The organism is Caldisalinibacter kiritimatiensis, assembly GCF_000387765.1.
Classification (GTDB): domain Bacteria; phylum Bacillota; class Clostridia; order Tissierellales; family Caldisalinibacteraceae; genus Caldisalinibacter; species Caldisalinibacter kiritimatiensis.
Genome location: NZ_ARZA01000017.1, coordinates 1 through 15,987, shown reverse-complemented (window position 1 = coordinate 15,987; position 15,987 = coordinate 1). Strand labels below are relative to the sequence as shown.

Genomic DNA, 15,987 nt, shown 5'->3' with positions numbered 1-15,987 from the left:
AAGATATCATGCAGGGTCGAACGGACCATCTGTATGGGTAGTGAACTGCTTGGTCATGGTTGGAAGATCATGGCTAGGTAATAAGGTATCCATATAGGTGTAAGGTAGACCGTTATGTTCTCGATTATTTTTTGTAATTTTAATTCTATGTAGGAGGTTTTGCAAATGAGGGACTCCAAAATAAAAAACTCAAAGGATAAATCTTCTTTGCATTCTATAGAATCTCCATTAGGTGCTGTGAAAATCGGTACAAATATTGATGATATGGGTATATGGTTAAAAGATAGGTTAACTTCAGATGACCAAGAAAAGTAGTAGACGGTTAAACCCCGTCTACTTTTTTATTTTCACCAATATTGCATTTAAACCATATAATGTAGTAGCCCAGATAGTAAAGCTGGTTTTTGTAAGGAGGTGAAATTTATGGCAGATGCTACATGTGGATATGGAGGTAGTGAATTATTATTCTTCTTCTTACTATTAGTTGTTCTTTTCTGTTATTGTTATTAGTAAATAATAGTATCTATAGCATCTAATAGCCTAAACTCTAATACAAAGGAGCCATTTTGAATGGCTCCTTTTGTTATCGTTTTTGGATAATATATTACTATTTTAAAAAGTTAATTAGCTTCTTTATGTCATTAGGTAGTTCAGCTCTCACTTCAATAATATTATCTTTTCTAGGGGGTTTAAACCTCAAAATATAGGAATGTAACGCTTGTCTGTCTATAATATTACTAGATTGATTATAAAGTGTATCTCCAATAATTGGGTGTCCTATATGATCAAGATGTACTCTTATCTGATGAGTTCTACCTGTCTTTATATTCACTTCTACTAACGTTGCATTTTTATATCTTTCTATTACTTTATATTCAGTTATAGCATTTTTTCCATTTTCACTTACTTTATTTCTAATAGTATTTTCCCTATCTTTACCTATTGGTTTATTTATAATTCCTTCATTATTTTTTATAATTCCTTCTACTACTACCAAATATCGCTTTTCTACTTTATTTTCTTTAAATTGCTTAGCTAATTGCTGATGTCCAAAAGGATTTTTAGCTACCACTAAAACTCCTGATGTATTCATATCTAATCTATTGACAAATCTTACTTTCTTTTTTATATTATTTTTCTTAAAATAATTTGCTAAACCATTTGCAATTGTATTGTCTTTATGACTTTTTGTTGGATGTACTACAACTTTAGGCTGTTTATTAATAATAATTACATCATAGTCTTCATAGATAATATCTATAGGTACATTCTGTGGTTCATTGCTTTCATACTCATCATCCATTAATATGGTTAATACATCATCTTCACCAGTTATTTGACCTGATTTTGCTCTTTTATTATTTAATAATATAGCACCTCTTTTGAAAAGTTTTCTAGTTAATCTTCCTGATATCCCTAGTTTATTGATTAAAATATCTTTAACTGATAAACCTGTCTCTTCTACTTTATAACTTATTACACTTTCACTTTCTTTCAGTATATTCTCCACATTAATTCCTCCATTTTATTTAAAATGTATTTAGCATATAATATTAAATATAACTAAAAATAAAAAACAGAGCTAATTTTTAAAGTTATTTACATATATAAAAAATATTATAGTATAATTACATTGTAATCTGTACGGGGGTGAATATATTGTGTCAACCAAAACCTAAAAACAAAATAATAAATATTATACATAATAACAATATAAATTCTAAAAAAACTGCTGCACTTTTACAAGAAATGCTTAAGCAAAAAGGTTTTATTGTTCCTAAAGAATATGATACTAATGCTAGCTTAAATATATGTATAGGTGGAGATGGAGCATTCTTAAGAGCCGTACATAAATATGATTTCCCCGATATTCCTTTTATAGGTATAAACACTGGACATCTTGGTTTCTTTCAAGAAGTTTCTCCTGATGGTTTACATATGCTAATAGATAACTATACAAAAGGAAATTATAGAATAGAAAATATATATCTTGTAGAAGCCTTAGTTTGCACTAGAACTAGCTGCATAAATTTACTAGGAATTAATGAAATCGGGATTAAAGGCACTAAATCCCGTACTGTACATCTTGATATATCTATTGACAATAATTATCTAGAAAGATTCAGTGGAGATGGAATAATTATATCTACTCCAATGGGCAGTACTGCTTATAACTACTCCTCTGGTGGTAGTATAATATATCCTTCTATAAAAGCATTGCAAATTACACCATTGTCACCGCTAAACTCTAATGCATATAGGTCATTAACTTCAAGTGTAATAGTACCTGAAAATATGACTATCAGAATAAACCCAGAATATAGATACGAAAATTCCATACTAATAATCAATGATGGAAAACAGTATAAATATGATAATATAGTAGAAATTAGTTTTAAAATTTCAGAAATAACTATAAAAAAACTAACATTAGGTAAATATAACTTTTGGACTAAGCTTAAAGATAAATTCTTATAGAATTTACATTTCATCCATAATTACTTCTTTATTTTCTATCCTATTCCTACAGGGTAATAGTATATTTAAACTATTGCCCTTTTGTAAAGCTAGTTTCGACTTATAACTATTATATATTCCTAATAAAAACCATATAAATATTGATACTTGAAAATGTAAAGGTACAGCATCTACTAAACCATGTATTAGTAATACGATTAAAAATGTTAATAATATTGTACTAGTTATTCCAATATCTCCGCTAACATTAAAACCTGATTTTAATATCTTCCAAATATTTAGAATATAATAACCAAATATCATCAATCCTATAATACCAATGTCTAATAAAATTTGAAGATATAAACTGTGGGAATGTGCCACATAAGCTTTTATTTTGTCTGAATATCTAGGTATATAATCCCATAAAGTTCCTGGTCCTATTCCAAACAATATATTATCTTTTATTATTTTTATTGAAGTTAACCAAATTTCTACTCTATATGATATACTTGAATCTTTTTGTATATTTATTGGATTCAACCTACCTACTCCCATTAAATAATCAGCCAAAACTAAAATAAATGTTACAATAATAAAATGCCTTAAATATTCTTTTTTGAGTAGCCCAAGAATTAAAAAAGCTCCACACAATGAAACCCAACCAGCTCTAGAATAAGTAAATATTAAACATACTAAAGATGTTACAAATGAAATTTTACTTAATAGTAATATAGTTTTGTCTGTATAACTTCGATGTGCAACAACACTAGTAATTATCACTAAATTAAGATATACGCTTAAAACGTTAGGATTATAAAATGTAGAATATGCTCTTACATTTATTTTAAATACATCTTTGTCAATCCACCACTCTGGCATTACACTTTTACTACAAGTAACTTGAAATATCCCAATAACAGATACAAATACTCCCAAAACCAAAATAATATTTATTATTCTTCTTATATCACTTTCAGAGAAATATTGAGATATAACACTAAAGTAAACAACTTTTATAAAAAATAATAATGCATAAAAAGTACTTATATACCATAATTCTGAAAATATACTTGAAACAAAAACAAGCATTAAAAGTAACATAAGTGGTATATTTTCTTTTATAGTCATTAAGACCTGTTGTTCTCTTTCAAATATAATTATAAGAACTAATAAAATTCCCATAAAAACATATGAAGCTATTGGTATAAAGGCTCCTATAACTAATATTAAATAACATAATGCCTTTAAAGTTTTATCTTTATCCATAAAATTTCATCCTTATATTATTTTTCTAAATATCATTTTTACATATTTTTGTATTAAAATTCAAGTATATTTAAGTTAATTTTTGTTAATTAAATTACTAAGGAACGCTAACGTCTCTTAATATTTAAAGAAGAAACGAAGCGTTCCTATAAACATATCTAAAATTTGATTATCTTTACTCTTTTATTAATCTCTCCATTTGATTTACTAGACTACCAAATAACTTAAGAGCATTATCAACGGGTTCTTTTGATGTCATATCAACACCAGCCTTCTTTAATACATTGATAGGATAATCTGACTCTCCACTACTTAAAAATTCTATATATTTATCTACTGCTTCTTTACCCTCTTTAAGTATTTTCTGCGACAATGCAATAGCTGCTGAAAAACCTGTAGCATACTGATATACATAATAGTTGTAATAGAAATGTGGAATTCTAGCCCATTCCATTGCTATTTGTTCATCTATTACAACATGTGGACCATAGTATTTTTCATTTAATTCTCTATAAAGACTACATAGTTTTTCTGCTGTCAAGGACTCGCCATTTTCCACTTTTTCATGAATTATTTTTTCAAACTCTGCAAACATAGTTTGTCTATATACAGTTCCTCTAAATTGTTCTAGATAGTAGTTTAATAAATAAAGTTTCTTTTGCTTATCATTTGTGTTATTCAACATATAATCCATTAATAATGCTTCATTGGCAGTTGATGCAACCTCTGCAACAAAAATACTATAGTTACCATAAACATATGGCTGATTTTTTCTGGTAAAATAACTATGCAGTGAATGTCCCATTTCATGGGCAGTAGTAAACACGCTATCAAGATTATCCTGATAATTTAATAGTACATAAGGCTTTGAATCATATGAACCCCATGAATAAGCTCCACTTCTTTTACCTGTATTTTCATATACATCTATCCATCGTGATTCAAAGCCTTCCTTAAGTACATCAAGGTAGTCCTTACCTAATGGCTTAAGACCTTCTATGATAATATCTTTTGCTTCTTCAAAAGGAACTTTCATTTCTATATCCTTAACTATTGGAGTGTATATGTCATACATATGTAACTTATCTAAACCTAAAGCTTCTTTTCTAATTTTCATGTATTTGTACATTGAATCTAAATTATCATGTACAGCTTTAATTAGATTGTCATATACTTCTGTAGGTATTTTATTTGCATCTAATGCTGCTTCTAAAGAAGAATTATATTTTCTAACTTTTGCATAAAAAACATCTTTTTTAATATTTGTACTTAAAATAGATGCAAATGTATTTTTATACTTTGTATATGTATCGTACAGTCCTTTAAATGCTTCTCTCCTTACTCTTCTATCCTTACTTTCCATTAGTGGTATGAACTTTCCATGTGTTATCTCTACTTCTTCACCATTTTCATCTTTAATTTTAGGAAACTTAAGGTCTGCGTTATTCAACATAGAAAATGCATTTTCAGGACCATTAGCTAGGTCTCCTACTTGAGCTATTATAGCTTCTTCCTCTTTCGAAAGAATATGGTCTTTTCTTCTAATTATTTGTTCTAAATGATGTTTATATAATTTAAGGTCTTCTTCTTTTTCAATATATTCATTTAGAGTGTTTTCATTTATTTGTAATATCTCTGGAGTAATAAAAGATAAAATTCCTTCTATCTCTACCATAAGACTAGATGCTCTATCTGTAAGTGCTTGATAAGTATCCTCTCTAGTATCCTCGTCTTGTCTCATCTTTGCATATGTATATAAATTTTCAACTACTCTAGAAATGTCTAGCTTTAATTTAATAACTTCAAGTAACGTCTTACTACTCTCACCTACTCGACCTTTATACTCTAATACTTTCTTAGATAATTCTTTAGCTTTTTCAAAATCCTCTTCCCATAATTCTTCATTTTCATACATATCTTGTAAATCCCATTTGTATTTTGGGTCAATATCTTTTCTTTCTTTAGTCTTTTTATTTTTTTCTCCCATATCTAAAACTCCCCTTTCTTATTCTTATCTTATTCCTTAATTCATGTTTAAATAAAAAATTTTTAACCACCCCCGAAAATTTTCCATATATATAGTTTACAACTTATTAGTATATTTTACCACATATTTTTATTTATATGATAGGAATTAATGTATTACTTTAACCCTTATTTTTCTGATGATTCAGCCATTTCAAAGTTTACGTTAAACATTAACTTTAACTTAATAAAAAAGAAGGGACATTAAATCCCTTCTTTAATCAACTAATCTGATAGCTTATGAACGAATAATCCACTTCTTAGTTTAGGTTCAAACCAAGTTGACTTTGGCGGCATAACTTTTCCTGCATCTGCTACTGCAAGTAAATCATCTATAGTTGTTGGATACATTGAGAAAGCTATTTTCATATCCTTATTTACTCTTCTTTCAAGCTCTGCTAACCCTCTTATACCTCCGATAAAATCTATTCTTTCATCAGTTCTTGGATTTTCTATTCCTAATATCGGGTTTAAAAGGTTGTTTTGAAGTATCGCTGCATCTAAACTATTAACTGGGTCAGCTTTATCAAAAGTACCCTCTTTAGCAGTAAGTTTATACCATTTACCTTCTAAGAACATTCCAAATTCATGTTTTTTAGTTGGTCTAAATTGACCTTCACCTTCATATAGGTCTACTTCAAATTTCCCTTTAACCTTATCTACGAATTCTTCTACTGTATGACCATTCAAGTCTTTAACAACTCGATTATAATCCATAATGAATAAATCTTCATCTGGAAAAACTACAGACATAAAATAGTTAAATTCTTCATCCCCTGTATAATTTGGATTTTCTTCTCTTCGTTTTAAACCTACTTTAGCTGCCGATGCTGTTCTATGATGTCCATCAGCTATATATAAATAGTCAACTTGTTCAAATAACTTACCAATTCTTTCTACTACTTCTTCATTATCTATTACCCATACTATGTGAGTGATTCCATCTTCGCTTGTAAAGTTATAAACAGGCTTATGGAACTTAATCCAGTCATTAGTCAGTTTAGTTATTTCCCTATTTTCTCTATAAGTTAAAAATATCGGTGCTGTATTTGCATCACAATAGTCGAAATTATTAATTCTATCTTGCTCTTTTGCTGGCCTTGTAAACTCATGCTTCTTGATTATATCGTTCATATAATCATCAATCGAAGTACATGCCACAAGTCCAGTTTGCACTCTACCGTCCATAATCTGTCTGTATATATAATATCTTGGAGTTTCGTCTTGTATTAAAATTCCTTCTTCAACCATCTTATCTAGATTTTCTCTTGCTTTTTCGTATACTACCTTATGATGTTCATCTATGGAATCATCTACATCAATTTCTGACCTTACTACATGTAAAAATGAATAATCATTTCCCTTAGCCATTTCTTTTGCTTCTTCTCTATTCATTACATCATATGGTAAACTAGCTACTTTGTCTACTAAATCTTCTTTAGGTCTTAATGCTTTAAATGGTCTAACTACTGCCATATGTAAACCTCCTTTTATCTTAAAAATATCATTGATTTCTAATATAGGCAATTAGCTAAAAAACTCGTCAATTATTTCTACAACTTCTTTTCCTATTCTTGCTTGAGCTTCCTTTGTTGATGCTCCTATATGAGGTGTTAGTGATACTCTTTCATGAGTATATAATTTTTCATTTTTGGTAGGCTCTTCCTCAAATACATCTATTGCACAAGCTGCAACTTTTCCAGAATCTAAAGCTTCTAATAGAGCTTCTTCGTCCACAACTCCACCTCTAGCACAATTTACTAAGTATACTCCATCCTTCATTATTTCAAACTCTTTTGTACTTATTATAGGTCCTACTTCTTTATTAAACGGCACGTGTAAAGATATGAAATCTGATTCCTTTAATAATTCTTCTAAAGGCTTGTAAGTATAATCATCATATCCTTCTTTAGGACCTGACCTATTTGTGTATATAACTTTCATTCCTAATGCATGAGCTCTTTTTGCTGTTTCTTTAGCAATTCTTCCAAATCCTATTAACCCTAAAGTTTTTCCAGCAAGCTCTATACCTTTATACGCTTTTTTATTCCATTCCCCTTTTCTCATTGTAACATTAGATATATATATGTATCTAGCTAAAGCAAACATGTGTCCAATAGCTAATTCAGCAACAGAAGCGCTACTAGCCTTTGGAGTGTTTCTTACTTCTATTCCACGCTCCATAGCATAAGAAACATCTATATTATCTAAACCAACTCCAGCTCTTATTATTAATTTTAGTTTCTTAGTTTCTAATGCCGCATCTATTATTGGCTCACGTACTTTAGTAGCAGAACGCACTACTGCAGCATCAAAATTTTTTAACTGCTCCTTCAACTCCTCTGGTTCATAATGCTGTTCTACTACTTCATGTCCCATATTTTTAAGTTCCTTAACAGCATTTTGGTCCATACCATCGGTAACTAATATTCTAGCCATATTTTCACCCCACTATAATTCTAAAATATCTTCTATATTTTCAAGAAGCTCTTTTACTTCTGGTAGAGTAGTATCCGCCATATGAGCTATTCTGAATGTTTTTTCTTTTAAATTTCCGTATCCGTTTGAAATCATATAGCCTCTCATACCAAGCCTCTTATTTAACTCAGCTACATTAATACCTCTTGTATTCTTAATTGTAGTTAAAGTGTTTGATGCGTATCTTTCATCTGCAAATAAGTCAAAATACTTCTTAGCCCAAGCTCTTACATAGTCTGCCATTTCCTTATGTCTAGCAAATCTATTTTCTAATCCTTCCTCTAATATCTTATCTAATTGATAATCAAGTGCATACATATGTGGGATTGAAGGTGTTGAAGGATATTGATGGTCTTTCTTTTGTATGTACTGATATAATCTTAATAAATCTAGGTAAAATCCTCTATGCTCTACTTGTTTAGCTGCTTCTAATGCCTTTTCTGATACTGTACAAATTGCTAATCCAGGAGGTAATCCTAATGCCTTTTGTGTAGAAGTTATACATACATCTATTCCCCATTTATCTACCTCTATTTTAGCTCCACCAGCTGAACTTACTGTATCTACACAGAACACTACATCTGGATATTTCTTTACTACTTCACCTATCTCTCCAACTGGGTTCATTATACCTGTTGAAGTTTCATTATGTGTTACAGTAATAAGGTCATATTTTCCTGTTGATAATACTTCATCAACCATTTCTGGAGTTGTTGCACTTCCCCACTCTACTTCAAACTTATCTACTGGTACATTATTAGCAACAGCCATATCATACCATCTCTTGCCAAAGGCCCCAACTACGAATACTGCTGCTCTTTTTCTAGTACAAGAGCGAATAGCGGCTTCCATTAATCCAGTACCTGATGTTGTTGACAACATAACTTGATTTTTTGTGTAGAATAATTTCATTAATTTTTCACTAATATCTCTTTGTAGCTTTGAAGCTTCCTTTGTTCTATGTCCTATCATTGGAGTAGCCATCTTTTGTAAAACATCATCCTTTACTTCCACAGGACCAGGGATAAATAATTTTTTATGCATGTAAAAACCTCCTTATATTTATTATAAGCTAATTAGATAAACTAAGTATAGTTTACCTTATATACAAATTATTTATTACCAGTGTAAAGGTTTTCCCTGTTAATAGAATATCATATTGCCTATACAACCACAAGATATAATGTGTTTTAAAAATTAAATAAAATTTAATAATTCAATCATTTAGTATGACACATTTAGAGAACGTTCGATATTCAAATATACTTTTCCATTAGAACAGAATAAAGTCGATTAAAGTCTATTTGTTAGCTAGTAGTTCATTGTTAGTAGTTAGTAGCATTTTAGTCAGTTCTTAGCTCTTAGTTCTTAGGTTTTGGTCAAATACTCTTAGGTCTCTACCATTATTTACTCCATACTCCAATCTCCGTATATTGCTTGATTATAGCATATATAGTTGATATGCTTTCTTATACAATAAATAAGAGACTGCTAAATAGCAATCTCTTAATCCATGCTTACATTTTTTGTTAATAGAATATTTTAACAAATTTAATTGAATATAAATCACATAGTACTAAATCGTCTGTTTGAGGCTCTCTTAATACTATATGGTCTATGCCTACATCAACTAATGTACCTTCTCTGTCTATAAACATATTTGTACCTAGTATAAAGTTAACCTTAACATATCTTCCTATAACAGTTCTTAAATATCCTTGTATAAAATTAGTATCCATTGTTACTGGTGCTCCTGTTTCAGGTGCAAAATCTACTGGTGGCTGGTCTACTCTTGGCTGGTCAACTGGTGTATCTCCTCCATGATAAGGTGCAGTAGGTACATCAGCATACGGTGGTGTTCCAACAGGATTAAATGGTGTTCCTGGTGGATACATGTAGTAAGGGGTTGGCATTATGGGTTGCTGTGGCATATCAGGTGCCATTCTGTCATCTCTTTGTTGTCCTTCAATGTTGTCATCTCTTTTATTCACAATATCACTCCTTTAATTTTATAATTAAGTCTCTGCATATAATGCAGTTGGATTATAGAAACAATGCTTACGTATTCTAGTCTGTATAATCCCAGTTCTATTTCTTGGGAAATAAGTAGGACATGTTGGTTGGAAGGGATTAAAATACCATAAGCATTGTCCTAAATTATAAACCTTATTACCTGCTAAAGCCCAATCGGCTATATCATAGTGTATTTGGTCAGGTGGGTTGGCCCATATTGTTTGAGGATTACGTCTACCACCTATAACTCCTCTAACACAATCAAATTGTCCTTGTTGATATATTACTTTACGGAGGTCTCCTTGACCTACTCTTTGATACTCTCCATAAGGAACATGGACTCTATTCATTACGACTGTAGCAACAGCCTTCATTCCTATATCTCCTTCACCGCCTGCTTCACATTTAATTATTCTTGCAAACAGCTCTCTAGTCGAATAAGACATACCAGCACCTCCTCTTACATATAACTACTATTAATATATTAATCTCTTTTAAAATCTGCTACTAAAATCAAGAAAGTTTTAGTTATATTAGTATAAAATTAAGTTTTTTAGATTTCTTCGACTAAATAAACTATAAACTAATATGATATAATAACAGCTTTTATTTAGTTGAATTTAGAATGTAAATAGTAAAGTAGGATTTCACTATATCTTATAATTTTATTCTAAGTTAATAAAATTATATAGAAAGGAGAGTTATGCCTTTGAGCAATTCAACTTCTAACACCCATTTAGATTCAGTAAGGATACAAAGCGGAGAAAAAAAGTTACTTAATCACTTTACTCAATTAATCAATTCAAATCCAGATAAAGCAATAAGTTATATTAATGCAGAAAAGCTAACCTTTACTACTCTTTTCATATTAAGAAAAAAACTAAAGAGTACAGATATACTTCAAAAACTATCCCATAGAAATCAAATAGCTTTAGAAATAACAGAAGAAATATTAGATAATGAGGGGAAAATTACTAATTTACAGCATTCAATTCCCAAGCTTATACACTTATTAAAATCTACATTAACATGGATATTAGAAACAGGGGCTAATGATGATGGATTAAACGACGATTTTGACAAGCTTTTAGATATTGTAGCTATATTTCTAATAAAAGTTTTTAATGAATTAGATTTGCTACCTCTTATATCAAATATGATTTTTGAAAGATATAAAACAGGACGATTAATCCATGATTTGCTTTGGGCATTTTATGAATCTAAAGACCCCGACTGTTTACTTTTAATAGGAAAAAGACTTCGTTCAGATGATATGAAAGAAATCGAACTTGCTTGTGACATTCTTTGGTTTATACCCGGTATAGATTTTAAGTACAAAAACGATAAAGATTATTTATACTATAACTTTATCAATTGGTTTGAAGAAAACAAATTATACTTATGTTTTACTGGTGAAAGTTTACATCAAACATCTAATCCAATTCCATACAAAATCTCACTAGAATCTAAATACCTTTGTGAATTTATCTCTCCTAATTCTAAAAAGATACATAGTACTCTTAACTCTAATATATCTACCAAAACTAAAGCGTTCAACAATTTAGATACTAACAGTAAAGTTTTATTAGCTAAATTTTCACATAGAATGCGAAAGAAAAATATACACTGGTGGAAAGATTGGATTAATAAACCAATAGATGAGCAACTAAGAATAGCACGTATTAGAAAAGGAGGAATACAATGATAAAAATATCAGGTAGTGAGTTATATCCTACTGATTTAATCAGGCAATATCCTCCTAGAAGTGATGCAATAGAGATAATCAGAATATTATCTACAAGTAATGTCACATATAATTATGATTCTATAGACCAGCTAAAATTTGAAATACAGTTAAGGATAAATATAATTAAAGCATCAACAGACCTCAATAGAAGTAGGTTCTCTTTTAGAACTTTTAGGAAGTCAATTTGTAATCCTGAATTTTGGGAGCGTACCAACAATGGTGGTTTTTTATCAAAAGAAGGTATAAGTTCTTGGGATGCAATAAATGATATTTATATAAATAGCTCTATGTATGGTACCGAATGTGCATCTGCGATTGTTATTGTCTTTTATAAAGCAGTTACAGATATATATCCAAAAAAATTATTTGACCGTATTTTTCCAACTGTATACATAATGAACTGGCATCATATTGATAAAGACCTAGGTGTAAGAACATATAGAGACATTAATGATTATCTTCCTGGTGACTGTAGATATATTAAAAACCCTGATGTAGACCCTGAAACTCCAGAGTGGCAAGGGGAAAATGTCATAGACCTTGGTAATGGATACTTCTATGGACATGGTATAGGAATCAGAACTATTAAACAAATGATAAGAATACTAAACAATTTCAGACGCCAAGGAGCTACTGAATCTGCCTATCTAATGAACTCTGCAACAAGAGTAGATTTTAAGCATCTAGCGAAAATATATTATAACTATAGACCATCATAATAAATTACCCACGATTAAAATCGTGGGTAATTTGTTTATAGACCTAAAAATAACTTAATAGCCATAACAACAATAGCAACTACTAATACAACCTTTATCCATTTGTCACCTTTCTTCACAGCAAAGTTACTACCTAAATATGCTCCTAATCCATTACCAATAGCTAAAATAAACCCATACATCCAGTTTACTTTACCATTTACTATAAAGATAATCAATGATACAAGCATATATATAGCAACAATAAACACCTTTAAACTATTAATTCTAACTAATGAATAGCCTGTTAATAACATTAATGATGTAATTATAATAAATCCAACTCCACCTTGTATCATCCCACCATATATTCCAACAAAGAAAAATATTATGATTCCAATAATCTTTCTTTTAGTACTTAATTCTTGCTCTGGGTCAATTTTAAGTTTTTTCTGAGGTTGCCAAATAATTAGTACTAAAATAACAAGCATCATTACTCCTAATATTTTATTGAATATTTCATCAGATAATGATACAGCAATACTTGAACCCACTATTGACCCTACAATAGCTGGAGCTGCTAACATAACACCAATTTTCCAGTCAAAATAGCCCTTTTCTCTAAAATTAGTTATAGCTATAATATTCTGTACCATCAAAGCAACTCTGTTAGTTCCATTTGCAACAGCCGAAGGCAAACCTAAAAAGATTAGTAATGGCATAGAAATGAGGGATCCTCCACCAGCATTTACATTTAAAAAACCAGAAACTATCCCTGCTAATAATACATAAAAAAAGTTAAGAAATTCCATAGTACATCTCCTTTACTTTAAGTTTTTTGTAGTATTATTAATATATTTTTTATATACCCTTTAACATTCATTTAAAAATATAAAATTTAAAGCCTGAACTGATTCTTTATTGTTCAGGCTCTCTCAACATATAACTAGAGAATATCCCTAATTATTCTAAAGAAGTTTTTATATTTGATCTTTTCAATATCTTCCTCTTTATAGCCCCTTGATTTCAAAATTTCTATTATGTTTTGTGCTTTTGAAGCATCCTCAAAACCTTTAGGTCCAAATCCTCCACCACTTGCAAAAGTACTAACTGACTCCTCTTCTAAATATTCAAAGAAATCAAATCCAAAACCTACATGATTTATTCCAATTATATCAACCATATAATCTATATGATTAGCTAAGTACTCAATATCCTTTTTATCATCTTCTTTATGTACAAAATCTTTAAAAGCATTTACTCCAACAACCCCTCCACTTTCTGCTATAGCTTTAAGCTGCTCATTTGTTAGATTTCTTGGCACATCACATAAAGCTTTGCAATTAGAATGTGAAGCTATAAAGGGCTTAGTCGCTACATCATACAAATCCCAAAAACTTCTTTCATTTAAATGGGATACGTCTACTATCATACCTAACTTCTCCATTTTTTTAACTGCTTCTTTACCATACTTGGTTAACCCTCTATCTGATGAGCCTTTTACTCCAGTAGCTAACTCATTTTCTTCATTCCAGGTCAAAGAAGCATGCCGCACGCCATACATATATAATGGATAAAGTAAATTTACATCCTTACCAATTGCACTTAATCCTTCTAAACCTATTATAATGGCAAGTTTTTCTTCTGATATTGCTTTTTCTATATCACTCTTTTCTCTTATTATCTTTATTATATCTTTATTTTCTAGAATTTCTACTGAGCTTTCTTTTAACATCTCTAAAGTTCTATTAAATGGGTCTTTATCATAAGGTGGATCTATCCATATTACAAAAATACCTCCACCTATATCCCCTTTATTAAACCTGTCTAAATGATGATTCTTTATAATATCAACAAACCCCTTTTGTCTTTTATTAGTTACATCTGTCCAAATATCAGCATGAGCGTCAAAAATCACATTAATTCCCCCTTAAGATATTAAGAAGGGAAGTGAATATTATCTTCCCCTCTTTTATCAATAGTTTAACTCAGATTACATCATTCCTTGGAACAATGTTCCCATAAATATTCCAAAATAATTTCCTATTACATATCCTAATGTTCCAACTAATAGTATAGGAATTATTAGCTTAGTCCATCCTTTAGCTATTGCCATAGCAGCTGCGGTTGTAGGCCCTCCTATATTGGCATTTGAAGCTAATAAAATCTCTTCAAGATCAAATTTAAATAACTTACCAAATCCTAGTGTTACAACCATGTTAAAAAATACCATTATAGCACAGAATACTAGTAATAAAGGTGATTTTTGAATAATTAGTGGGATAGAAGCTGGTACCCCTATTACTACAAAGAATATATATATTAAAAATGTTCCAATTTCTTGTGCCCCTCTTATATTGCCAAAGAACTGTGGTATAAACGTAGCTAATAACATTGTAAGTGTTGTCATAATCAAGTACTTATTACCTAATAGGATGTTGAAAAATTCAGACAATTTATTGGTTGTTGGTATAACTGCACCAAAGAATTTAGCAATTTCTCCAGATACAGCAACTATTGCAAAAGCTGAACCAGCTGCAAAGGCAATATCCTTTAAAGATATTTCCTTTCTTCCCCAATAAGAAGCAGCTAACGTTTTCCCCTTTTCGTTTATTCCATGTTTCTCCACTTCATCTACATGGGGATGTTTATAGGCTTTTCTAAAAAATGCCATTGACGGTATAGCTATAAGAACAAAGAAGTATAAAGCCATTAGTAAGTTGTCAGATACAACAGCTGCTGAAACTAATTCCCCTGGTGCTTCAAATGACTGTGCCATAGCCACAAAGTTAACTCCCCCGCCAATATAGGAACCAGTCATCATTGCTCCTACTCTATATAAGTCAGGAACTGCATTTTTTAGTAATATAAAACCAACAAAAGAACCTATCATAGTTCCTATAGCACTAATTAAAAAGATAATTAAAACGCGACCACTTTCTTTCCAGATTTTTCTTACATCAGCTTTAAATAATAACAAAGGTATAGCTAGTGGTACAACATAAGTCCATACTTGGTCATAAGCTGGAGCACTAGTTGGTATTACATTAAGATTAGCTAAAACCATAGCTCCTATTAATGCTATTATTGCCCCTGTAACCTTTGAAGCCCATTTGTACTTCTGTTCAAGCCATATACTAATAGCTGCCCATCCTGTTAATATAGCCCACAATATCCACGTATTATCTGGGCTAATTAATGTGTTGTTCATAAAAGAACTCCCCCTTTAATTTTTTTGTAGTAGCTCGTTGCAGAACTCTACAACTCGCATAAATACTGCATTTTATTTATTTAAATGGA

At 30.3% G+C, this 15,987-nt stretch carries 15 protein-coding genes; 4 read left to right on the top strand and 11 right to left on the bottom strand.

What is annotated here, in order from left to right; all coding sequences use genetic code 11:
- The first annotated feature begins 165 nt into the window (after positions 1-165).
- The gene (locus tag L21TH_RS14145; RefSeq protein WP_006306024.1) at positions 166-315 is read left to right on the top strand and encodes a hypothetical protein; all 150 of its coding nucleotides are present in this window, start codon (positions 166-168) and stop codon (positions 313-315) included.
- A 292-nt stretch (positions 316-607) separates the two neighbouring features.
- On the opposite strand, the gene L21TH_RS00610 is transcribed toward L21TH_RS14145, so the two are convergent.
- Positions 608-1,510 (bottom strand): RluA family pseudouridine synthase, encoded by a 903-nt coding sequence (locus L21TH_RS00610; protein ID WP_006306018.1) that lies wholly within the window; start codon positions 1,508-1,510, stop codon positions 608-610.
- A gap of 149 nt (positions 1,511-1,659) precedes the next feature.
- On the opposite strand from L21TH_RS00610, the gene L21TH_RS00605 reads away from it, so the two are divergent.
- Entirely contained in the window at positions 1,660-2,478 is an 819-nt protein-coding gene (locus L21TH_RS00605) for an NAD(+)/NADH kinase (protein ID WP_006306017.1), read from the top strand.
- A 3-nt stretch (positions 2,479-2,481) separates the two neighbouring features.
- Here the strand turns inward: L21TH_RS00605 and L21TH_RS00600 are convergent, their stop codons facing one another.
- The 7 genes from L21TH_RS00600 to L21TH_RS00570 all read right to left on the bottom strand — a co-directional run bounded on the left by L21TH_RS00600 (position 2,482) and on the right by L21TH_RS00570 (position 10,688).
- A complete protein-coding gene (locus L21TH_RS00600; RefSeq protein ID WP_006306016.1) occupies positions 2,482-3,726 on the bottom strand; it encodes an O-antigen ligase family protein in 1,245 nt (414 codons plus the stop codon).
- Between the two features lie 175 nt (positions 3,727-3,901).
- Positions 3,902-5,713: an oligoendopeptidase F gene (pepF, locus tag L21TH_RS00595; protein WP_006306015.1), complete on the bottom strand. Its 1,812-nt coding sequence runs from the start codon at positions 5,711-5,713 to the stop codon at positions 3,902-3,904.
- 263 nt (positions 5,714-5,976) lie between these two features.
- A complete protein-coding gene (locus tag L21TH_RS00590; RefSeq protein WP_006306014.1) occupies positions 5,977-7,227 on the bottom strand; it encodes a DUF1015 domain-containing protein in 1,251 nt (416 codons plus the stop codon).
- Between the two features lie 51 nt (positions 7,228-7,278).
- A complete protein-coding gene (locus tag L21TH_RS00585; RefSeq protein ID WP_006306013.1) occupies positions 7,279-8,190 on the bottom strand; it encodes a D-2-hydroxyacid dehydrogenase in 912 nt (303 codons plus the stop codon).
- A 12-nt stretch (positions 8,191-8,202) separates the two neighbouring features.
- Complete coding sequence (locus tag L21TH_RS00580) at positions 8,203-9,273, bottom strand: pyridoxal-phosphate-dependent aminotransferase family protein (RefSeq protein ID WP_006306012.1); 1,071 nt, start codon at positions 9,271-9,273, stop codon at positions 8,203-8,205.
- Between the two features lie 485 nt (positions 9,274-9,758).
- Positions 9,759-10,220 carry a hypothetical protein gene (locus tag L21TH_RS13635; RefSeq protein WP_006306010.1) on the bottom strand — a complete coding sequence of 154 codons (462 nt, stop codon included), beginning with the start codon at positions 10,218-10,220 and terminating at the stop codon, positions 9,759-9,761.
- A 24-nt stretch (positions 10,221-10,244) separates the two neighbouring features.
- Positions 10,245-10,688, bottom strand: a complete 444-nt coding sequence (locus L21TH_RS00570) for a cell wall hydrolase (protein WP_006306009.1) — start codon at positions 10,686-10,688, stop codon at positions 10,245-10,247.
- Between the two features lie 263 nt (positions 10,689-10,951).
- On the opposite strand from L21TH_RS00570, the gene L21TH_RS00565 reads away from it, so the two are divergent.
- Together L21TH_RS00565 and L21TH_RS00560 are read left to right on the top strand one after the other, a co-directional pair.
- Entirely contained in the window at positions 10,952-11,947 is a 996-nt protein-coding gene (locus tag L21TH_RS00565; protein WP_052002623.1) for a hypothetical protein, read from the top strand.
- Positions 11,944-12,708: a protein-glutamine gamma-glutamyltransferase gene (locus L21TH_RS00560; RefSeq protein ID WP_006306007.1), complete on the top strand. Its 765-nt coding sequence runs from the start codon at positions 11,944-11,946 to the stop codon at positions 12,706-12,708. Before L21TH_RS00565 ends, L21TH_RS00560 begins: the two co-directional genes overlap by 4 nt.
- 35 nt (positions 12,709-12,743) lie before the next feature.
- On the opposite strand, the gene L21TH_RS00555 is transcribed toward L21TH_RS00560, so the two are convergent.
- The 3 genes from L21TH_RS00555 to L21TH_RS00545 form a co-directional block, all read right to left on the bottom strand.
- Positions 12,744-13,499 carry a sulfite exporter TauE/SafE family protein gene (locus tag L21TH_RS00555; protein ID WP_006306006.1) on the bottom strand — a complete coding sequence of 252 codons (756 nt, stop codon included), beginning with the start codon at positions 13,497-13,499 and terminating at the stop codon, positions 12,744-12,746.
- 134 nt (positions 13,500-13,633) lie between these two features.
- Positions 13,634-14,605, bottom strand: coding sequence for a dipeptidase (locus L21TH_RS00550; protein ID WP_006306005.1), 972 nt, complete (start codon positions 14,603-14,605; stop codon positions 13,634-13,636).
- Positions 14,606-14,680: 75 nt separating this feature from the next.
- Entirely contained in the window at positions 14,681-15,898 is a 1,218-nt protein-coding gene (locus L21TH_RS00545; RefSeq protein ID WP_006306004.1) for a DUF819 family protein, read from the bottom strand.
- Between the last annotated feature and the right edge of the window lie 89 nt (positions 15,899-15,987).